This window comes from Zwartia sp., from assembly GCF_049655405.1.
Taxonomy (GTDB): domain Bacteria; phylum Pseudomonadota; class Gammaproteobacteria; order Burkholderiales; family Burkholderiaceae_B; genus Zwartia.
This window is the reverse complement of the sequence record NZ_JBASJR010000011.1, coordinates 346,756-367,621: the sequence shown is the minus strand read 5'-3', so window position 1 is coordinate 367,621 and position 20,866 is coordinate 346,756. Positions and strand designations below refer to the sequence as shown.

Annotated in this window: 17 protein-coding genes, 1 tRNA gene and 1 pseudogene; 11 read left to right on the top strand and 8 right to left on the bottom strand. The window is 50.1% G+C overall.

From position 1 onward, the window contains the following. Positions 1–12: 12 nt before the first annotated feature. Positions 13–1,338 (top strand): hypothetical protein, encoded by a 1,326-nt coding sequence (locus tag WBJ47_RS09595; RefSeq protein ID WP_422246574.1) that lies wholly within the window; start codon positions 13–15, stop codon positions 1,336–1,338. Between the two features lie 9 nt (positions 1,339–1,347). On the opposite strand, the gene WBJ47_RS09590 is transcribed toward WBJ47_RS09595, so the two are convergent. Both WBJ47_RS09590 and WBJ47_RS09585 read right to left on the bottom strand, forming a co-directional pair. Continuing rightward, positions 1,348–2,334: a Bug family tripartite tricarboxylate transporter substrate binding protein gene (locus tag WBJ47_RS09590; RefSeq protein ID WP_422246572.1), complete on the bottom strand. Its 987-nt coding sequence runs from the start codon at positions 2,332–2,334 to the stop codon at positions 1,348–1,350. A 104-nt stretch (positions 2,335–2,438) separates the two neighbouring features. Next, positions 2,439–3,407, bottom strand: coding sequence for a Bug family tripartite tricarboxylate transporter substrate binding protein (locus WBJ47_RS09585; protein ID WP_422246570.1), 969 nt, complete (start codon positions 3,405–3,407; stop codon positions 2,439–2,441). 255 nt (positions 3,408–3,662) lie between these two features. Between WBJ47_RS09585 and WBJ47_RS09580 the strand changes: the two genes are divergently transcribed. Then, complete coding sequence (locus WBJ47_RS09580; RefSeq protein WP_422246568.1) at positions 3,663–4,019, top strand: hypothetical protein; 357 nt, start codon at positions 3,663–3,665, stop codon at positions 4,017–4,019. On the opposite strand, the gene WBJ47_RS09575 is transcribed toward WBJ47_RS09580, so the two are convergent. Continuing rightward, positions 4,016–4,873: a LysR substrate-binding domain-containing protein gene (locus tag WBJ47_RS09575; protein WP_422246567.1), complete on the bottom strand. Its 858-nt coding sequence runs from the start codon at positions 4,871–4,873 to the stop codon at positions 4,016–4,018. The two genes, WBJ47_RS09580 and WBJ47_RS09575, sit on opposite strands and share 4 nt — an antisense overlap. A 119-nt stretch (positions 4,874–4,992) precedes the next feature. Between WBJ47_RS09575 and WBJ47_RS09570 the strand changes: the two genes are divergently transcribed. The 5 genes from WBJ47_RS09570 (at position 4,993) to katG (ending at position 12,409) form a co-directional block, all read left to right on the top strand. Beyond that, positions 4,993–5,562: a hypothetical protein gene (locus tag WBJ47_RS09570; RefSeq protein WP_422246565.1), complete on the top strand. Its 570-nt coding sequence runs from the start codon at positions 4,993–4,995 to the stop codon at positions 5,560–5,562. A gap of 2 nt (positions 5,563–5,564) precedes the next feature. Then, positions 5,565–8,312 (top strand): cystathionine beta-lyase, encoded by a 2,748-nt coding sequence (gene metC / locus WBJ47_RS09565; RefSeq protein WP_422246563.1) that lies wholly within the window; start codon positions 5,565–5,567, stop codon positions 8,310–8,312. Between the two features lie 47 nt (positions 8,313–8,359). Next, a complete protein-coding gene (locus WBJ47_RS09560) occupies positions 8,360–9,376 on the top strand; it encodes a Bug family tripartite tricarboxylate transporter substrate binding protein (RefSeq protein ID WP_422246561.1) in 1,017 nt (338 codons plus the stop codon). Between the two features lie 13 nt (positions 9,377–9,389). Next, positions 9,390–10,139 (top strand): glutamine amidotransferase, encoded by a 750-nt coding sequence (locus WBJ47_RS09555; protein ID WP_422246560.1) that lies wholly within the window; start codon positions 9,390–9,392, stop codon positions 10,137–10,139. A gap of 125 nt (positions 10,140–10,264) precedes the next feature. Continuing rightward, positions 10,265–12,409, top strand: a complete 2,145-nt coding sequence (gene katG / locus WBJ47_RS09550) for a catalase/peroxidase HPI (protein WP_422246559.1) — start codon at positions 10,265–10,267, stop codon at positions 12,407–12,409. Between the two features lie 59 nt (positions 12,410–12,468). On the opposite strand, the gene WBJ47_RS09545 is transcribed toward katG, so the two are convergent. Continuing rightward, complete coding sequence (locus tag WBJ47_RS09545) at positions 12,469–12,978, bottom strand: methyltransferase family protein (protein WP_422246558.1); 510 nt, start codon at positions 12,976–12,978, stop codon at positions 12,469–12,471. A gap of 133 nt (positions 12,979–13,111) precedes the next feature. Between WBJ47_RS09545 and WBJ47_RS09540 the strand changes: the two genes are divergently transcribed. Next, positions 13,112–13,489, top strand: coding sequence for a hypothetical protein (locus WBJ47_RS09540; RefSeq protein ID WP_422246556.1), 378 nt, complete (start codon positions 13,112–13,114; stop codon positions 13,487–13,489). 4 nt (positions 13,490–13,493) lie between these two features. Here the strand turns inward: WBJ47_RS09540 and WBJ47_RS09535 are convergent. Next, positions 13,494–13,583, bottom strand: a tRNA-Ser gene (locus tag WBJ47_RS09535). Positions 13,584–13,724: 141 nt separating this feature from the next. Between WBJ47_RS09535 and yaaA the strand changes: the two genes are divergently transcribed. Together yaaA and WBJ47_RS09525 are read left to right on the top strand one after the other, a co-directional pair. Beyond that, on the top strand, positions 13,725–14,495 hold the full coding sequence (gene yaaA, locus WBJ47_RS09530; protein WP_422246555.1) for a peroxide stress protein YaaA: 771 nt from the start codon (positions 13,725–13,727) through the stop codon (positions 14,493–14,495). A gap of 4 nt (positions 14,496–14,499) precedes the next feature. Then, positions 14,500–15,681 carry a patatin-like phospholipase family protein gene (locus WBJ47_RS09525; protein WP_422246553.1) on the top strand — a complete coding sequence of 394 codons (1,182 nt, stop codon included), beginning with the start codon at positions 14,500–14,502 and terminating at the stop codon, positions 15,679–15,681. A 35-nt stretch (positions 15,682–15,716) separates the two neighbouring features. Here the strand turns inward: WBJ47_RS09525 and WBJ47_RS09520 are convergent, their stop codons facing one another. The 3 genes from WBJ47_RS09520 to WBJ47_RS09510 all read right to left on the bottom strand — a co-directional run bounded on the left by WBJ47_RS09520 (position 15,717) and on the right by WBJ47_RS09510 (position 19,058). Further along, positions 15,717–16,499, bottom strand: coding sequence for a 3-hydroxybutyrate dehydrogenase (locus WBJ47_RS09520; RefSeq protein ID WP_422246551.1), 783 nt, complete (start codon positions 16,497–16,499; stop codon positions 15,717–15,719). Position 16,500: 1 nt separating this feature from the next. After that, positions 16,501–18,693 (bottom strand): FUSC family protein, encoded by a 2,193-nt coding sequence (locus WBJ47_RS09515; RefSeq protein ID WP_422246549.1) that lies wholly within the window; start codon positions 18,691–18,693, stop codon positions 16,501–16,503. Positions 18,694–18,932: 239 nt separating this feature from the next. Continuing rightward, positions 18,933–19,058 (bottom strand): hypothetical protein, encoded by a 126-nt coding sequence (locus WBJ47_RS09510; RefSeq protein ID WP_422246547.1) that lies wholly within the window; start codon positions 19,056–19,058, stop codon positions 18,933–18,935. 81 nt (positions 19,059–19,139) lie between these two features. Between WBJ47_RS09510 and WBJ47_RS09505 the strand changes: the two are divergent. Then, positions 19,140–20,864, top strand: a pseudogene (locus tag WBJ47_RS09505) (acetolactate synthase 3 catalytic subunit); the annotation flags it as partial. Between the last annotated feature and the right edge of the window lie 2 nt (positions 20,865–20,866).

Genomic DNA, 20,866 nt, shown 5'->3' with positions numbered 1-20,866 from the left:
TTCTTGAGGTCCTTGCGCGCGCTCAACTTAATCGCCATTCTGCTGGGTGGGGCTCTGCTGATTTGGCCGGCTCTGTGGAATGGCTATCCGCTGCTCTACAGCGATACGCACGTTTTTATTACCCAGCCAACCCCCGGCCACTTCAATTGGGATAAACCGTTTATTTACGGTCCTTGGATGCTGCTGTCCCACTTCTGGTATTCGTTGTGGGGGGTGGTATTTGTCCAAGGCGTTCTCCTTTCGCAGTTGGTCTGGCTGACTCAGCTGACAGTCGGGACGGTTACGCCACTGCGCCACCTCCTTGTCTGTTTGGTTTTATCGCTTTTGTCAGGTGCCTCCTGGTTCGTGTCGCTTGTCATGCCGGATATTTTTTCAGGCATGGTGGTGCTGAGTACGTTTGTCTTGGGTTTTTCAAAAAAACTCACCAAGACCATGACGGTGTGGGTCAGCTTGCTGGGGGCGTTGGCGATTGCGGTTCATCTTTCACATCTTGTGATCGCTGCAGCATGCCTGCTTGTGGTGCTGGTGTTCAGATGGCGACGCTTTGTTTTCGCAGTTTTGCCCTTGATGATCGCGCTCTTCGCCTTGGTCGGGACAACCATGTATGCGTTTAACAAGGTCGCAGTGTCGCCCTTTGGCTCAGTGTTTATGTTGGCCCGCATGTCTGCAGACGGAAACGTCAAAAGCGTTTTAGAAAAATATTGCTCCGAAAAATCGTGGCATTTATGTGCATGGACAGAACGCCTGGCCAAAGACAGCGACTCTTTTATGTGGGACGCCAATGGTCCTGTATGGACGCACCCAGGTGGTCCCATTGGACTTGCGCCTGAGGCGTCAGAAATTGTGGCCTTGACTGTGCGCGCGAGGCCTTTTCAAGTTCTGTGGTCCGCGATTCAAAACACTGTCACACAACTCTCAATGGTCAAGCTTGGCGACACCATCAGCTCGGACTGGCTGGATCTGACTGTTGCAAAAAGTGTCGAACAGTTCTTTTCAGTCGCTGAGCTTGAACGTTATAAAAACTCAAAACAAGTGCAGGGCACGATGTTGGAGCGTGTCTCTGTCGTCAGCGCAATTGGCACCTTGACCGTCTTTGCTGGCTTTCTATTGAGCTTGTTTCTATGTGTTTGGGCATGCCGATCGCGCAACTGGACCGCCTTGGGATTGATTGTGATGATTTGGCTTGGGGTGTTGGCCAATGCCTTTGCGACCGGTGGTTTGTCTAAGCCACACTTTCGCTATCAGACGCGCATCGCGTGGTTGCTCGTTTTGCCGCCTCTGTTGTTGTGGCCACACAAAAAAAAGAGCGACTCTGGTGTGCAGAGCCGCCCTGAATAAACTGAGTGATTACTCGGGTTTGATGTTGCTTGTCTTAATCACGCGTGCCCATTTGTCGACTTCACCTTTGACAAAGGCTTGCAAGGCCTCGGGTGAGCTGCCTTCGATTTCAATGCCTTGAGCCAAGAGCTTTTCCTTCAGCTGAGGGTCAAGCAGTACGGCATTGATATCTTTGTTCAGTTTGTCGATGATGGCTTTTGGTGTGCCAGCTGGCGCAAAAAATCCATAGCTTGCCACCGATTCAAAACCTGGATAACCAGACTCAGCAACTGTCGGTACATCTGGGACTAATGGTGAACGCTTGGCTGTCGTAATCGCGAGTGCGCGGACTTTCTTATCCTTTAACATGGACAAGTAAGGGGGGAGTGTATCGAGCGCCATCGTGACCCGACCAGAGATCAGGTCGGGCATCAATAAAGAGGTGCCTTTGTAGGGCACGTGGAGTACATCAATGCCTGCTGCAGATTTGAACATCTCGCAAGTAAGATGAATCAAGCCACCTGTACCTGAGGAGCCGCAGGTCAGTTTGCCTGGATTGGCTTTGGCATAGGCCACCAACTCTGCCAAGTTCTTCGCAGGCACTTCGTTGCCGACCACTACGATGTTGCTGAGCGTACCAGCCGCGGAAATTGGCATCAGATCTTTCTGAAAGTTGTAACCAGGGTCCTTGTGATAGGTGACAGAGATCGAGTGTGAACCAATCGAACCCATCAACAGGGTGTAACCATCTGGGGCAGCCTTGGCAACCGTGGCCGCACCAATATTGGCACCTGCGCCTGGTCTGTTTTCAATGATGACCGATTGTCCAATGCGCTGAGCAAGTTTTTCGGTAATCGCGCGAGTCAGAATATCTGTGGCACCACCAGCCGGAAAGGGGACGACCACTTTGATGGGCTTGTTGGGATATGCATCTTGGGCCGAGGCAGTCGTCGTGAATGTAGATGACAGCGCCAAGGCGGCCAGAGTCAGTTTAAAAATATTGGAGATGACTTTCACTCGCGTTCCTCAAAAAGATTTAAATGTAAACAGAGCTGAAGCCCCCAATAGAGGGCTCTTAAGCACAAAGCAAGTTTCGTGCCAAAAAAAGAAGAACGATAGTTTTACTCTTGCTTGATTTTGGCTTTTTGAATCAATGCATCATACATTTTCAGTTCACGGCTGATGATCGCAGCGAACACGTCTGGCGAGTTGCCGACGAGATCATTGCCACCCTTGGTTTGCAAGGCTTGGATGACTTCGGGATCTTTGATGGCCTGTACCACCGCAGCATTGAGTTTCTGGACGATCGAAGTGTCTGTTTTAGCGGGTGCAAACAAGCCGATAAATTGTGTCACATCAAAGTCTTTGAAGCCTGCCTCGGCCATGGTCGGAACCTCAGGCAAAGAACTTGCACGCTTGGGACCCGACACGGCAAAGGCACGCAAACGGTTGTCTTTAATGAGTGGTGAAGCAGTCAAGACCGTATCAAACGTAAAGGATAGTTGGCCACCCATCAGATCAACCAAAGCGGGCGCGCTGCCCTTATATGGTGCGTGATTAAATTGAGTGTTGCTTGTCATGGCAAACATTTCACCTGCCAAGTGCCCGCCACCACCGATCCCTGTGGAACCATAGCTCAGCTTGCCGGGTTGGCTTCGCGCTTGCGTCACGAGATCTTGAATACTTTTGATGGATGACGCAGTTGGCACGACTAAAACGTATTGAAAAGTCAGAACCTGGCTAATGGGACGCAAATCTTTGATCGGGTCATAGGGCACTTTTGCGTACAGAACGGGATTGATGACAATCGGTCCGCTTGCCGCAAGCAGCAAGGTATAACCATCCGGCGCCGCTTTGACCACAGCATCCGTGCCAATCCCGCCATTCGCTCCACCGCGATTTTCAATGACGACTGGGACACTAAGGAGGTCAGACATTTTTTTGGCCAATACCCGGCCTGTGATGTCGGCGTTACCGCCAGCAGGGTAGGGCACGATGATTTTGATTGGCTTGTTAGGATAAGACTGCGCCACCGCGACCGAAGTCAGAAACGTTGCGGCGATGGCTGTCAGGATTTTGGTGATGTTCATTTCGTCTCCACGGCTCTGTGTCCGCCGCTTAAAGTGTAAAAGCCTATTAGATCCCGCACGATCACCGCTGTAAAGTCATGCTTGTTTTGGAAACAATGCACGATGAGTCAGGGCATGTAAATGCGATTTTGAGGTCGATACGCCCTTTGGTTTACGCTGAAAAATGAGGTGTAACATGCACGCAAGTTGTGGTTATTCTTAGCCAAATATTCCGTCTAAAACTCTAATTAAATGATGTGAATGGAATCAGTGCGCGTGCTTACAAATCTTTTATCCAAGTTTCAACTTCGCTTATCGCCAGAGCCGATTGAGGTGGTTGACTACAGTCAATTACCTGTATCCGAGATCGCTTCCCGGTACGATGAGTCGTATTCAACCTTGCAGCGTTACGTGGATTTTGCATGGGAAGAGTTGCAGGAACCGCGCACAGTTTTTGGTGTGATCCAAGATCATGCAATGTCCGTAGAAAATTCTCATAAAATTTTTATGAAATATTACGGAGATTATCTCGGTCTGCTCAGAGAGCTAGATCGCTGCGGTATTCATAGTAAGTCTTTGAGTCACGCAGTTGTGAGTACGATTGAAAAAATCACAGGCACTTCATTCGTTTAAACAAGTCCCATGCTGCTTTTTAACATCTGATAGACATGTTCTGTCGATGAGTTTGAGGGGTTGAAATGTTTCCACAGATAAAAGGTGGCGTCTGGTAAAGTTGGGAGTCCATCTTGTTCGCCGAGTACGCGCATATCTGTGCTGAGTAACTCAATGCTTCTCGCTGTTACCCCAAGACCTGCCCGAACAGCTGCTTTGATTCCAACTAGGTTTGGGGCGACATAACTGATATGCCAACGCAGTCCGGGTGCCTGTTCAAGGGCCTCTAGTGCGAGTTTCCGAAAAATACTTGGCTCGTCCGCCAAAATCAACGGTACGGGTTGTTTGGGATCGTGAACATAATCTGCCGCACAAATCCAAGCAGTGGGGGAGCGCCTTAGAACAACGCCTTCAAGACTTTCATCGAATCTTGTTGATATTGTGAAATCGAGTTCCCCAGCGTGTAAAGCATCCATCAGAAATGGACTGCGATCTACACGAATCTCTAACTGGATATGAGGCGCAGTGCGTACGATATGTTTGAGTACATGCGGAAGAATCGTATCGGCAATGTCATGAGGTGCGCCAAGTTTGAGGCTACCTGCATAGCGGTTACCTTGTAGCGTTGTTAAGGCTTCATCATTTAGCGCAATAACCTGTCTGGCATAGCCTACGAGACGCATGCCGGCATCAGAGAGCACCTTTTTTCTCCCATGCTTAACAAACAAGGGAGTGTTAACAACTTCTTCTAGTCGTTGTACTTGCTGGGTAATAGCGGACTGGGTTTTGTGTAGGCTTTCAGCCGCCTTGGCAAAAGTCTGATGTCGCGAAATGGCTAAAAGCGTTCTTAGTAGATCAATTTCAAGACTTCGCATGTGGATTTAAACATTAATTAAATTAATGTTTACTTTAAAGCATTTTAAATTGTTTACTGAAATGAATCCTGCCAAAATCGAAAAAAATGGCTATTTTATTAATGTATTAGGGTAATCGCATGTCAAATCCACATCAGTCCGAAATCAATACTCATATTCAAAATATCAAAAAAATTGCACATAATGGACCGTTTTCTCGTGACAATTTAACCTTGGTTGAAACCGTTGTTCGAGACCTCGCGAGCCACCGCGAGTGGTGGTCAGCGGAGCTTTATCCCGCTCCCGCAGAGTGCGATCTACAGGCGCGTTATCTCATCAGCGAAGATCCAGACAAGTCATTTGCGCTTTATCTCAATGTGATGCGTCCTGGGAAAAAAATTGTCCCTCACAATCACACTACTTGGGCGTGCATCGCTGCAGTGGAGGGAGTTGAACTCAATTATGTTTATGAGCGAACATCGCCTGGAGCCCCGACTTTGAAACAGGTTGCGACTGTGGAAGTTTCACCCGGGACCTCGATCGGTTTGATGCCGGATGACATTCATGCCGTAAAAATAGAAGGCGATCAGCCGATCAGACATCTACATATGTATGGGCGGGCACTTGAAACACTGACCGAGAGAATGGCTTTTGATCTTGAAAATGGGACTTGCGCTGTCATGGATATCGGCGTCAAGACGCAGCGTTGATCATGACAATAAAAAAACGAATCACCAAACTCCTGCGTTCGGGCCGTCCTGACAGCGGCTGGGTCAATGTTCCACCTAATCGCGCCAGTACATATGTTTTTAAAACTGTCGCGGCATGGAAAGATACACGTTCTCGACGGGAATTGGAACGGTTACCTTCGTATGGCGCTCGCGGAAACGATACGGGGCATGCTCTTGAGGATGCGCTTGTCGAACTCGAACAGGGACATCGTTGTTTTTTGTTTCCAACTGGACAGGCTGCGATTGCGACAACGCTTTTGGCGTTTTTGAAACCGGGCGATCATTTGTTACTCAGTGATGCTGTTTATGAGCCCGTTCGTAACTTTTGCAAACAGCAGTTAGCTGGTCTTGGCATTGAGTATTCGTTTTACTCCCCTGACGGCAGCAACATCGAGAGCCTACTTAGAACAAACACTCGAATGCTGTATGTCGAGGCACCTGGCACGATGACGTACGACATGATTGACTTGCCCAAAATTGCTGAACACGTCGCACATCTTGACCTAGTCATTGTGGCTGACAATACCTGGGGTTCAGGTTGGCTTTATCAACCACTCGTGCTTGGCGCTGACATCTCTATTATGGCGACCACTAAATATGTGGGCGGGCATTCTGACGTCATGATGGGGGCAGCCGTAGCGAACAAACGCACATGGCAGCAATTACAAAAAGCAGTGATAGGATTTGGACAAACCACCAGTCCAGATGATGCGTTTCTTGCTTTAAGAGGGTTGCGTTCGATGCCGATGCGGTTGAAAACCCATGGAGAGAGTGCGTTAAGAGTAGCAAATTGGTTGATGATGCAGCCCGAAGTCCAACAAGTCTTCTTCCCTGAGCTTGAAAGCGACATCAATCATGCGCTGTGGAAAAAGTACTGTAAGGGTAGTAATGGACTTGTGTCTTTTGAACTGAAGCTTCAATATCCTCGCGAAAAAGTTGAACGGATGATTGATGCTTTATCCTTATTTGGATTAGGTGCTTCGTGGGGTGGGTTTGAAAGTTTGGTGATACCTGCTGATCTTGCAAATTCGCGTGTGCTGAGCGATTGGAGCCATAGGGGCATCGTTGTTCGACTCCACATAGGTTTAGAGGATCCTGATGATCTGATCGAGGATTTGCATCAAGCTTTTCAAACCATGCATACAGAAATGGTTGACGCATACACATTAAAGAAATGGTTGCATGATGGCAAAGAAATCGCTTTGCTGGATGTCCGAGAGCAAGGGCAATTCGGTGAGTGTCATTTATTTCTGGCAATACCAGCGCCATATAGCCGTTTAGAAGCTGACATCACTCGCCTAGTACCACGTAAAAATACTAGAGTTGTTTTGGTCGATGATCAAACGAATCAGGTCGCACGTCGAGCGGCAGAGCGATTGTTTGCGCTTGGGTACAGTGATGTGCATATTCTGGATGGTGGTATTGCTTCCTGGAAGGCGTCTGGTTTTGAGACCTTCGCGGGGGTCAATGTTCCCAGCAAAGCCTTTGGTGAACTCGCAGAGCATGCTTTTCATACCCCGCGCATCTCAGCTAAAGAACTTAACGCGCTGATAGAAAAGCAAGCGGATGTCATTGTCCTAGACGGGCGTCCTTATTCGGAATACCAGAAGATGAGTATTCCTGGTGCATATTGCTGCCCCAATGGAGAGCTTGCACTTAGGGTTGATGAGTTAATCACAAGTCCGAATACGACAATCATCGTAAATTGCGCTGGTAGAACGCGTAGTATCGTTGGCGCTCAGACGCTCATTAATCTTGGCCTACCTAATCCCGTAATGGCATTGGAGAATGGTACACAAGGTTGGTACCTTGAAGATTTAAAGCTGGAGCACGGCGCCTCCCGAAAATATAAAGAAAATTTTCCTGATGAACGCTCGCTTAAAGTTAGGCAGAGTCGTGCGATGAAGCTCGCCGAACGCTACCAAATCTCTTTTGTGGATTCTTCGACAGTGAATGCATGGTTAAAAGATCCTGCACGCACAACCTACTTATGTGATGTACGTACGCTCGAAGAAATACTCGTTACCCCGATTCCTGAAGCACAACACACTCCAGGTGGACAGCTTATCCAAGCGACTGATCAGTTTATTGGTACCCGAGGGGCGCGTCTCGTCATCATTGACGATGAAAATGTGCGTGCACCCGTTGTCGCATCATGGCTAATGATGTTGGGTTGGGAAGCTGTTGTGCTCAAAGAGGGGGAGTCACATAGGTTGCAGATTTCCTTGGAATCAGAACATAAGGAAACACTTGTGCCGTTTTCAAGTTTTGTATCCGCAAAAGATATCACGACACTTTTGGATCAGGGCGCTATTCTGTGCGACCTCAGGACTTCTATGCAATACCGGAAAGCTCACATTAGAGGGGCGATCTGGAGCATTCGACCTCGTCTTGATCGGCTACTGAAAGAGTCAATGCAAGCGGGCGCAAAGTTAGTGATGATTGCGAATGATGTCACTACCGCGTCCTTGGCTAAAAAAGATGCCTACGAACTCGGTTTCGAGAGCATTCATCTTTGTCTGGATGGTGAGGCTGAGTGGGAGAACGCAGGTCTTGTGATTGAAAGTACAAAAGACATGCCGATGGATGCTGAATGTCTCGACTATCTGTTCTTTGTGCATGACCGTCATGATGGTAATAAACAAGCCGCGCGACAATATTTGGCTTGGGAAACAAATTTATTGGCGCAAATTGATCAGGATGAGAAGAGAATATTTAGGCTTTCTTAAATTTTTTTACAAGATTTCACTACTACTAATAAAACTGGAGACATATCATGAGTCATTTTAGAAAAATAACGATGAAAGCAGCGCTAGGAACATTCGCCGCAGGTCTTGTTTTGTGCTCGCTTTCGATAAACGAGAGCCATGCACAGGAGCTTAAACCCCTTGCTGACTTTCCTAAGCAAACCATCACAATCGTCTCGCCTTTTCCACCAGGGGGCGGGAATGACAAAATCTCACGCTTGCTCGCTGCAGAGTTAGCTCCAATTGTTGGTCAGCCCGTTGTCGTTGAAAACCGTGGAGGCGCAGGTGGAAATCTTGGTACCTCTTCGGTTGCAAGAGCAAAGCCTGACGGCTACACGATTCTGACTTCGCAAACAAGCATCATTGGCGTCAATCCAGCCCTTTACGTCAATGCTGGTTTTAAGCCCAAGCAGGACTTTGAGCCTCTTTCTCAACTGACGAGTGCTCCTGTTGTCTTTGTTGTGCGCGCAGATAGCCCATACAAAACAATGAATGATTACATCGCAGATGCCCGAGCAAAGCCTGATACGTTGACATTTGCCACGCCAGGTAATGGCACCCTGTCACATCTGACAACATCTAGGATGGCCACTCAGGAAAAATTGCAGCTTACTCATATCCCATACAAAGGAGCAGGTCCTGCTGTGACTGACCTGATGGGCGGTCAGGTTGCAATGGTGGTGACTTCACCCTCGTCAGTTGAGGGCCTCGTTGCAAGTGGGAAATTGCGTGTGATTGCCTCGACTAACAGCGACCTTCTTGGGGTATTCAAGGGTGTTCCTACTCTTGCGGATCAAGGGATTAAGGATATGAACGTGACGGATTGGTATGGTGTGTTCGTTCCGAAAGCCACGCCTGCTGATCGCGTAAGCTATCTAGAAACTGCAATTCGAAAGGCCATGGCATCCGCTGAGATGAAAATGAAGGTCAATCAAAGTGGCTCACAAGTCATTGCAAGCCCCCGAGCAGATTTTATTAAAACTGTAGATAAGGAAATCGCTGACTGGGGTGCTGTGGTCAAGGCTGCTGGTCTAAAAGTCGATTAAAGGACTCAGCAATATGACTTCGCGTTGCAGGGTCGTCTTGATTCAAATGGGTCGGGCGCCTGAGGATATTTCTCATGTGTTTGGTGATCAGGGCGAGTGGTTCAAATGCGCGCTCGCCCCTGAGCATATTGAGTTCAACGTCGTATGCCCTGCGGATGGAGAGCGCTTGCCAAAGTCGGAAGATTTTGACATCGCGATCCTGAGTGGTTCGTGGTCGATGGTGACTGATCGCGAAGGCTGGAGTGAAATCACGCGAAAGTGGATACTTGAGGTGCTACCTAGCGGTAAATACATGTTGGGTGTTTGTTACGGACATCAGTTGATGGCCGATGCGCTTGGCGGACATGTCGACTATCACCCACTTGGCAGAGAAATTGGTTTGAAAACAGTGACATTGACCGCCGCTGCTTCTCAGGACCCATTGTTAGAGAACCTTCCAAGACAATTTGAGGCAAATTTATCGCACGAACAGACGGTTGTCACACCCCCGCCTGGAGCCGTGGTTCTCGCTTCCTCTGCGCATGATCCTCATCAAATTCTGCGCTATGGCCCAACAGCTTTTTCCGTGCAATTTCATCCAGAGTTCACCCCCTCGCTCATGCGTGCTTGCATCATGCGGCGAGCGTACGCTCTGCAGCAAAGTGGGGTGGACGTCAATGAAGTCGTCGGTCAACTTAAACCCGCTCAATATGCGCATCAGTTGATGGTTTCTTTTGTGCGTCATGTTGTCGATGAGCTAAAAATCTCAAACTCTGCGGTCTAGGTGAGACCAGCAGGTTACATATAGATACAAATTGTGACGAGACTATGACTGATATCAATAAAAACAATTAGGTTTTTATTTTAAATAGCTTTAATCTAAGGGTTCAGCAGATTAAGGAGTCAATTATGTCGAACCAAGGTAAATGTCCCGTGATGCACGGCGCCAACACCACAGAAAGTCAGTCCCCAATGGCGTGGTGGCCCAATGCATTAAAGCTGGAGATTTTGCACCAGCATGACACCAAGACCAATCCGCTCAAAGGTTTCAATTACCGTCAAGAAGTCAAAAAACTTGATGTCACGGCACTTAAAAAAGATCTGACCGCCCTGATGACAGATAGCCAGGACTGGTGGCCAGCCGACTGGGGTCACTACGGTGGCTTGATGATTCGTATGGCGTGGCACTCCGCCGGCACCTATCGGATCGCGGATGGTCGCGGTGGTGCGGGCAAAGGTAATCAGCGCTTTGCGCCACTAAATTCCTGGCCAGACAACGTCAACTTGGATAAAGCGCGTCGCTTGCTGTGGCCGATTAAAAAGAAATATGGCAACAAATTAAGCTGGGCTGACCTGATTGTGTTGGCTGGCACGGTTGCCTATGAGTCGATGGGCCTGAAACCCTATGGCTTCGCGTTTGGTCGTGAGGACATTTGGGCACCAGAAATAGATATTTTCTGGGGAGCAGAAAAAGAATGGCTCGGCTCCAGCCGTTACGATGGTGACAATCGCGCCTCTCTCGAAAATCCCCTTGCAGCAGTACAAATGGGTCTCATCTATGTGAATCCAGAGGGTGTGAACGGCCAGCCCGATCCACTACGCACGGCACAAGATGTGCGTTTGACGTTTGCGCGCATGGCGATGAACGATGAAGAAACCGTTGCCTTGACTGCCGGCGGTCATACTGTCGGTAAAGCACACGGCAATGGCAGCGCCTCAAACTTAGGGCCCGCGCCTGAGGGTGCGGACGTCCAAGAGCAGGGGCTCGGTTGGATGAACCACACGACGCGAAGTGTGGGACGCGACACAATGAGCAGTGGCATCGAAGGCGCATGGACCACGCATCCCACACAATGGGACAACGGTTATTTCCATCTGCTCTTGAGCTACGAATGGGAACTCACGAAGAGTCCAGCTGGTGCTTGGCAGTGGGCACCCATCAACATCAAAGAAGAAGACAAGCCCGTCGATGTCGAGGATCCCTCCATTCGTCTTAACCCAATGATGACTGATGCGGATATGGCCATGAAAATGGATCCTGAGTACCGCAAGATCTCCGAGCGTTTTCACAAAGATCCTGCCTACTTCTCCGAGGTTTTTGCACGTGCCTGGTTCAAACTTACGCACCGTGATTTGGGACCTAAAACGCGCTACATTGGCCCCGAAGTACCAAAAGAAGACTTGATCTGGCAAGATCCAGTCCCTGCTGGCAACAAGAACATGGATGTCAACGCTGTCAAAGCCAAGATCGCCGCAAGCGGCCTGTCCATCAGTGAAATGGTGGCAACAGCTTGGGATAGCGCACGGACCTTCCGTGGGTCGGACCTGCGTGGTGGTGCCAATGGCGCACGCATCCGCTTAGCACCTCAGAAAGATTGGGAAGGCAATGAACCCAAGCGTTTGGCTAAAGTACTCGGTGTTTTAGAGGGTATCGCCAAGGCCACGGGTGCTAGCGTTGCCGACGTCATTGTGTTGGCAGGTGGAGTGGGGATTGAACAAGCGGCCAAGGCAGCAGGTCATACCGTCACGGTGCCGTTCACGCCAGGTCGTGGTGACGCCACGCCCGAGCAAACCGATGCAGAGTCTTTCGCCGTGCTCGAACCCATTCATGATGGTTATCGTAACTGGTCCAAACAGCACTATGCAGTCAGTGTCGAAGAGCTCATGCTCGATCGCACACAACTGATGGGTCTGACGGCACAGGAAATGACGGTGTTGGTCGGTGGTATGCGTGTCTTGGGTACAAACTATGGCGCGACGAAACACGGCGTTTTGACAGAGCGCGAAGGCGTCCTGTCCAACGACTTTTTCGTGAATTTGACCGACATGGCCTACACATGGAAGCCAACAGGTCGCAATAGCTACGACATCGTTGAACGCAAAACTGGCAAGACAAAGTGGACCGCGACGCGCGTCGATTTGGTGTTTGGTTCGAACTCAGTGTTGCGTTCCTACGCAGAAGTCTATGCACAGGACGACAACAAAGAAAAATTCGTCCAAGACTTTATCGCCGCATGGACCAAGGTCATGAACGCAGATCGTTTTGATGTCTAAGTGATCGTTTGAGTCAGTAGAAAAGGCCGGTTCATTTTTTTGAACCGGTCTTTTTTTCGCTAATAGATAAAAGGAATCAGTCGGCGTGTTTTTTTAGTGTACGCCGCATATTCAGGATATTTCTCATGTAACCAACGCTCTTCACGACGTGATTTGATGTCGAAAAAAATCGCTAGCAACAAAACACTCCAAAGCGTGACCAGTCCTTCGATATAAAAAGCCCAGCCCAGAGCCATGAGCAACACACCTGTGTAGATGGGGTGGCGCACCCAGCGATACACACCTGATGCGACGAGCTGACCTACCTCGTTGGGTTTTGGAAGAGGTGTGAGTGCCCGTCCTAGACCGAGCGCCGCGGCTAAAGCGATAAAAAACCCTAGCGCAATCAAAGTGATTCCAGTCCATGTGGCAGCAGTGCCCGCAAAGAGTGGCCAAGATCCCAGAGGAGGCCAGTTTTTGGGGCCAAAGATCAGCCAGGCAAAAAGCAGGCCTTGGATAGCGACGTATATTTCGCCTCGTTGGCTGCGCCAGCCGTCTCGCCAGAATGAATAGATTTTGCGATTGTCCATTGCCAGACTGTAATCCTGATTGTTGTTTCAGGCTATATGAAATCAACTCACACTTTTTCTAATGATGAAGTGCTGCTCATTCAAAAAAAGACAGTCGATCTTTGGCATTAAGCTCATACAATCAACGGAATATATGATCAGATTCTATCGCCACTTTGTTGCGTGCCTCTTTATTGCCTTGCTGGCAGGCTGTACCTTTGTTCGTTACGAATATCAAGCGCCGGTCTCAGAGGCGGGTCTTCAATGCGTAGCCCAGTGCGCGAATTTGCGCGAAATGTGTAGCGCCAACGAAAGTTATCGCGCACAAAATGAAGCATACGCATGTGAGCAGCGTAATCGTTGGAATTATCAACAGTGTTTGAGACGCGCAAGAAATAAAGACGAGGCAAGAGGCTGTGGCTTGGGCCAGCCAATGTGCTGGGCAAATGCCAACACTTACCGCTGTGATGAGTACTACCGAAGTTGTTTTGTTGGTTGCGGCGGTCGCGTGGATGTGATCAAGGAAAAGTAATCGCTGGCGGAGAGGGTGGGATTCGAACCCACGGTGGATTTGCACCCACGCCTGATTTCGAGTCAGGTACATTCGACCACTCTGCCACCTCTCCGGCGCGTGCAATTGTGTGGATCAATCGCGATGAAGCTGACGCTTCACATGGGTCAAGGGCGTCATTCTAGCAGAAACAGGACCGCAAGCCGCTACACTAGAGGGATCGATGTTGATCCCAACCTTTGAGCCGGACTAAGCCATGTTATTTCTGTTGTCGCCAGCTAAAAAACTCGATTATGACTCTGCCGTCCAGACTGAAACCCACACTCAGCCTTTGTTTGTCAAAGAAGCGACACAGCTGATCAAGGTCCTCAAGACCCAAAGCGCAGAGGACGTGGCTGAGTTAATGGATTTGAGCCCAGCCTTGGCAAAACTTAACGTAGATCGTTACGCAGCCTGGAAGCCGACGTTCACCCAAGATAACGCGCGTCAGGCTGTTCTGGCCTTTAACGGTGACGTTTACGAGGGCTTGGAGGCTGCTACGCTCAAAGAAAAAGACTTGGAGTGGGCGCAAGACAATGTGGCGATTCTGAGCGGTCTATACGGGGTATTGCGTCCCTTGGACCTGATGCAGCCCTACCGTTTGGAAATGGGTACCAAAATCGCAAATCCTGGCGGTGCCAACCTCTATCAATTTTGGGCCAAAACGATTGCACCATATTTAAACGAACGGCTTGCTAAGGACAAAGATCCTATCATTGTGAACCTGGCCTCGGAGGAGTATTTCAAGTCCGTCGATCAAAAGGCGCTCAAGGCCCGGATTATTCAGTGCGTGTTTCAGGATGCCAAAGGCCCGACTTGGAAAATTGTCAGTTTTCACGCGAAACGCGCGCGCGGCTTGATGGCGCGATTTGCGATTGAAAAACGCATTACCAAACCTGAGGGCCTTAAAAAGTTTGCGAGCGAAGGCTATGCCTTTGCACCTGAGGTGTCGACAGAAGACAAGCTCGTTTTCCGTAGACCCGAATAACCCAATGGCCCAGCTCAAGACCTCTCGAATTAAAGTCCCCAAGTATCCACGCGTTGCCCTCGTTTTACAGGGCGGAGGTGCCTTAGGCTCCTATCAGGCTGGTGTGATTCAGGGTTTGCATGAAATTGATCTTGATCCGAACTGGGTCGCGGGGATCTCGATTGGTGCCATTAATTGCGCATTAGTGGCGGGTAATGCACCCAAGGATCGGCTCAACAAATTAAAAGAATTTTGGGACACGATTTGTCAGCCCCCTTCGTTACTCTCTAAGACTTTCTCAAATATGTTCGGCATGTTTGGCGCAGTCGCAGAGCCCATGCGCAGCATGACACTGGCGAGTACCGAGCGAATGTTTGGCTCTTACTCTGCGACACAGACCTTGCTCGAGGGGCAACCTGGGTTTTTCACGCCGCGTCCCTTGGCCCCTGGCGGTGGTGGTCCAGACATCACAAGTTATTACGATACGACGCCTTTGTACGCAACGCTTGAGCGTTTGGTCGATTTTGATCGCATCAATAGCAAAGAAATGCGCGTCTCGATTGGTGCAACAAATGTACAGACAGGTAACTTTGTCTATTTTGACAATACGGAAATGCGTCTCGAAGCCAAGCATTTTATTGCTTCGGGCGCGCTACCCCCTGGTTTTGCTGCAGTGGAAATCGATGGGGAGTTTTATTGGGATGGCGGATGCGTTTCAAACACACCTTTAGACTATGTCATGAATGTGATGCCGCGCAAGGACACGCTTATTTTTCAAGTGGACTTGTGGAGTGCGAAAGGCAGATTGCCAACCGATTTATTCGAAGTGCTGGAGCGTCAAAAAGATATTCAATATTCGAGTCGTACGCGTGGTGTCACTAATCAGGTCAATGACTTGCAGCGCTTACGTCAGACGTTGTGGGATGCGATTGCCAGGATTCCCGAAGAGGTGCGTGCAAAAGACCCTTGGTTTGATGCAGTGTCCAAACGTGTTTTTGGCGCTCGTTACAACTGTATCCAGCTCATTTACAAAAACAAGCCAACGGCAGGGCACTACAAAGATTTTGAGTTCAGTCATGAAACCATGACGCATCACTGGGGCACTGGTCTGGCAGACATGCGACGCACCTTGGAAAATCCAAAGTGCCTGGACATGCCGCCTCCAGGAGAAAATTTTGTGACCTACGATGTTCACCGCCACCAATAAGCGCGGTAACTGACGCGGTCACACAGGCCTCTTGTTTAATGCATGCTCCAGCCGTGGCTCACCACGACTGATTGGCCGGTCAAGGCATTACTTTCAAAGCTGGCTAAAAATGCGATCACGTTTGCGACATCTTCGGTGGTGGTGAACTCGCCATCCACAGTGTCTTTGAGCATGACATTTTTGATCACCTCAGCCTCTGTGATTTTTAAGGCAGCTGCTTGTTCGGGGATTTGTTTGTCCACCAGTGGTGTGCGGACAAAGCCCGGACACACGACGTTGGCGCGCACGCCTCTTGGGCCGCCTTCTTTCGCGACGACGCGCGCGAGACCGAGGATGCCGTGCTTGGCGGCGACATAGGCGGCTTTCAGGCGCGAAGCCTCGTGCGAGTGAACCGAACCCATGTAAATGATTGAGCCACCTTTACCACCTGCATACATATGCTTGATCGCAGCCTTAGTGGTAAGAAAGGAGCCATCGAGATGAATCGCGATGATTTTTTTCCAGTCCGTAAACGGGAAGTCCTCAATCGGATGCACGATCTGGATCCCAGCATTGGCCACCAAGATATCGATGCCACCAAAGGTTTTGGCAGCGAGATCGGTGCCTGCATTAACGGCTTCTTCGCTGGTGACATCCATCACAACACCCATCGCTTTGCCGCCTGCTTGTTTGATTTGCTCAGCAACCGCATCCGCTGCTGCTTGATTTAAATCTGCAATCACAACAGTCGCACCTTTGCGGGCTAGGGTGAGCGCACATTCACGTCCGATACCGCTTGCGGCACCCGTCACTAGGGCAACTTTATTTTGAAGAGACATCTCAAACTCCTGAAGGGGATGGGGTGGGGGAGATATTGCTATGAATAATGGCTATTTCATCATCGATATTGTTGATTGTTTTTTGCAGCTGTGTCATGGGATACGCAAAGTTAGGCAAGCTGCCATCTACGATGGAGGCCGGGAGTTCGGGCAGGGGTTCGCTCCGATCCGCTTGCAAATGAGGGATGATTTGAGCGAGATGCGAGGTCACTGTAGGGTTGGCTTGGGCAGAAGTCATGAGCGCATGCATGACGGCATTGATTTGAGAGGCCAGCATGTGAGTCTGAATCATCAAGTTGTTAAATTCAATCACATGCCATTGTCGGGAGCGCGGCTCAAGCATCATGCGGTAAAACGCTTCAGCAAAGTTGCCAAGTGCCACATAGACGTTTTTACGGGCGAGCCGCCATGCGACTTCGGCCCGATGACTCTCAGGATTCTGAGGGTCATTTTTATTGGCTTGTCGTACACCGACATAGTGCAAACCTGCGCGTAAGTATTCTCTGTTTGCATTGATCGCCGCACGGGCAAGCGAGGGCATAAACTGTGCTTCCCACCAGGGTAAAAAGTAACTGCAGGCAAAAGAAATGACCGAGCCGATGAGCGTATCGAGCGCTCGATCCGTGATGATGGTGGTAGCCGTCGGATCAACAAAGTGAAACGCCAGCAAGACAGCATTTGTATTAAAGACTGAAGCCACCATGTAGTTGAGCTGCAGCAGGCTGCCACCAATGATCGTGGACACGACCATGGCGACAAAAAGCCAGGTGTTGTTGTCGGTGCTGTAAAGCGCACCGAGTGCGACCACGCATCCGATTAGCGTACCAAACAATCTCCAGCCGTTTCGCTGACGTGTCAGCGCAAAGCCAGGTTTCATAATGATCAGGACGGTCAGCAAAATCCAATATCCCTGAGGTGCGAGCGCTGGGATGAGCGTCCAGACGGTCATCGCAGTGGCGGCCGCCAAGGTCACGCGCAAGGCATAACGACAAATGGGCGAGTCCAGCCGCAAGTTGCTTGTGATCATCCCGGGGCGATATTTTTCACGCGAGAGAAATTGACTCAGTGACTGATCAAGCACAGTCGGTTGAATCGGCACTGTTTGTTTATTTAAGTCTGTCGAGACGATCATTCTCTGGACAATGTTGGCACTGTGGCGCAGTCGTCTGAGGATTTCAATGCAGAGGTTGTAGACATCGGGTTCGCGCTGGGCATAGCCACTGCGTTCCATCTGGTCGATTTCAAATTCCAGTGCACGCAACTCAGCTTTCACACTATTGCGTGGGGACGCGGCGCGCTCACGTGACACTGCGAGCGCGATTCGATCAAGATCCACTGACATTTTATAGAGCGCATCCCGCATAAAAATCAGGATGTCTGAGTCCCCAAGTTTTGCGCGCAAAAGGGAGTAGTCCGTTCGCGTCGCGACGAGGGTGTCCAAAATGTCGATCGTGTCGACAAAAAGATTCCACAGCATGATGCGTTTAGGCTGATCAGTTTTTATTTTTCCTGACAGACCCCTCAGCACCATGTCGCGGGCACCTTGTTGTTTGTCTGTCATGTTGGACTGACAGGTGATGAGTTTTCGATAGCTCTCATCCAAATCATGATCGAGGCTGTACATGTTTGCCCGTTGGGCGACGTAATCTGAGGTCGCGAACAGGGCAACCGAGAGCGCTTGTTCTTTTTCTCTCAGATTCATAGCCCGGCTGAGCGAATAACTAAAGAGGGTATAAAACAGACCTCCGCCCAGCGAGGTAAGGGTGTGCAACCACACTTCGTTGGCAGAAAGAGCCTCGTGCATGGTCACTGTCATGAGCAATAAACATGCAAAACCGATTTGACCCCCTCTTTTTCCGTAAACAGAAAGCATGGAGTAGGCAAAGCACTGGCCGATAACCACGAGCCACAACAGCAAGGGATAGTTAGAGGCCAGGCTCGTGACTGCCACAGTCATTGTGCTCAGGAGGGTGCCACCTAGCATTTCACGGCCACGGTGTTCGTGTGGGCCAGGCTGATCGATGAAGGCCACGCACAATGCGCCAAAAGTCGCCACGAGTCCGGCCGCGTACCACCCAAAAATGCCACCTAAAATAGTCACTGGCAGCAAGGTGCCCGCAGCGCGCCTGACCCCACTGTAAAGGTGGTGGCTGTAAATAAAACGTTGTACTTGGCTGGCAGTTTCGTTCATCATTCCTGTGTGCACTGCAGCAATTTGTCTCTAAGACTCCACTCTAGCGGACTCGGGCGGAGGTGACAACCTCTCTCTATATCGGCACCCAGGATTTGCGCTGCGGCGCACAACACGTTAAAGTTTGAGATTCGCACAAAAAGCTTACCGTCTTTTGTGCGTAGGCAGGCACTTCTAGGTCACCACCTTGAGATGTTATGTCACACATAAACTTTTGCTTCTGTCCTTGCCAAAAGCTTGGGTCAGTCGCTTCCGTTTCGATCCAGTGCACCCCTGTTGGGTGCGTGCATAGCCTGATGGCGAATGCGCGCCATGTTGGCAAGGTGTCCGGGTGGCCAGGCTCTGTGAGCCTGAAAACGTCGGAGCATGTTGCTTGTACCTGTCGCGGTTCAGCGTTGCTTATTCAATAAGCTCGCAGTCATAGGGTAAAAGCCGGTAATGAAAGGAATCACATCATGGAATTAAATGGCGCAGACATCGTCACGCGCGTGTTGGCCGAAGAAGGCGTAGAGCACGTATTTGGTTACCCAGGCGGTGCCGTACTCTATATTTACGACGCGATTTACAAGCAAGACAAATTCAAACATATTTTGGTGCGCCATGAGCAAGCTGCTGTGCATGCAGCTGACGCCTATTCGCGCTCTTCAAATAAAGTAGGCGTGTGCTTAGTCACAAGCGGCCCAGGCGTGACAAATGCCGTCACCGGGATTGCGACTGCCTACATGGACTCTATCCCGATGGTCATCCTCAGCGGTCAAGTGCCTACGCACGCGATTGGCGAAGATGCCTTCCAAGAATGCGACACAGTCGGCATTACACGCCCATGCGTCAAGCACAACTTCCTGGTGCGTGACGTCAAAGAGCTGGCAGACACCATGCGTAAGGCGTTTTATATCGCCCGCACGGGTCGCCCTGGCCCCGTTCTGGTGGATATTCCTAAAGATGTCAGTTTTGCGCATTGCAAATACTCGCCTCCAAAGGCTGAGCCGACGATGCGCTCATATTCCCCCGTGGTCAAAGGCCATCAAGGGCAGATCAAAAAGGCTGTGCAGATGTTGCTGCAAGCCGAGCGCCCCATGATTTATAGCGGCGGTGGCGTGATTTTGTCTGATGCCTCGCCCGAGCTCAATCAGTTCGTCAAGATGATGGGCGCACCTTGTACCAATACGCTCATGGGTCTTGGCGCTTATCCTTTCTCGGACAAACAGTTCGTCGGGATGCCTGGTATGCATGGCACCTACGAGGCCAACATGGCGATGCAGCACTGCGATGTGCTGATCGCAGTGGGTGCGCGTTTTGATGATCGCGTGATTGGTAATCCCAAGCACTTTGCGCAAAATCCGCGCAAAATCATTCACATCGATATCGATCCCTCGTCAATTTCCAAGCGCGTCAAAGTCGATGTGCCGATTGTTGGCAACGTCAAGGATGTTTTGACTGAGCTGATGTCTCAGTATCAGGCCGCTGCGGTTGAAACCCGTCCAAACACCGAGGCTTTGGCCAAGTGGTGGCAACAGGTTGAGGTCTGGCGCAGCAAAGACTGCATGAAGTTTGCAGATTCCACTGAGCTCATCAAGCCGCAGTCTGTGGTGCAAAAGCTCTGGGAAGTCACCGGCGGCGATGCGTTTATTACTTCCGACGTTGGCCAGCACCAGATGTGGGCGGCTCAGTATTACGGTTTTGACAAGCCACGTCGCTGGATCAACTCTGGCGGTCTCGGCACGATGGGCGTGGGCTTGCCTTATGCCATGGGTGTGCAGATGGCCAATCCCGATGCTACCGTTGCGTGTATTACCGGCGAAGGCTCGATTCAGATGAATATCCAAGAGCTCTCGACCTGCCGTCAATATCACCTGAGCCCCAAGATTATTTGTTTGAATAATCGCTTCCTCGGGATGGTGCGTCAGTGGCAGCAGATTGATTACTCGTCACGTTACTCAGAGTCCTACATGGATGCTTTGCCTGATTTCGTCAAGCTAGCTGAGGCTTACGGTCATGTCGGGATGCGCATCGAAAAGCCCTCTGATGTTGAGGGTGCGTTGCGCGAAGCATTCAAGCTCAAAGATCGTCTGGTATTCATGGACTTCATTACGGATCAAAGCGAAAACGTCTGGCCAATGGTCAAGGCGGGCAAGGGCTTGACCGAAATGTTGCTCGGTTCTGAAGATCTATAAGG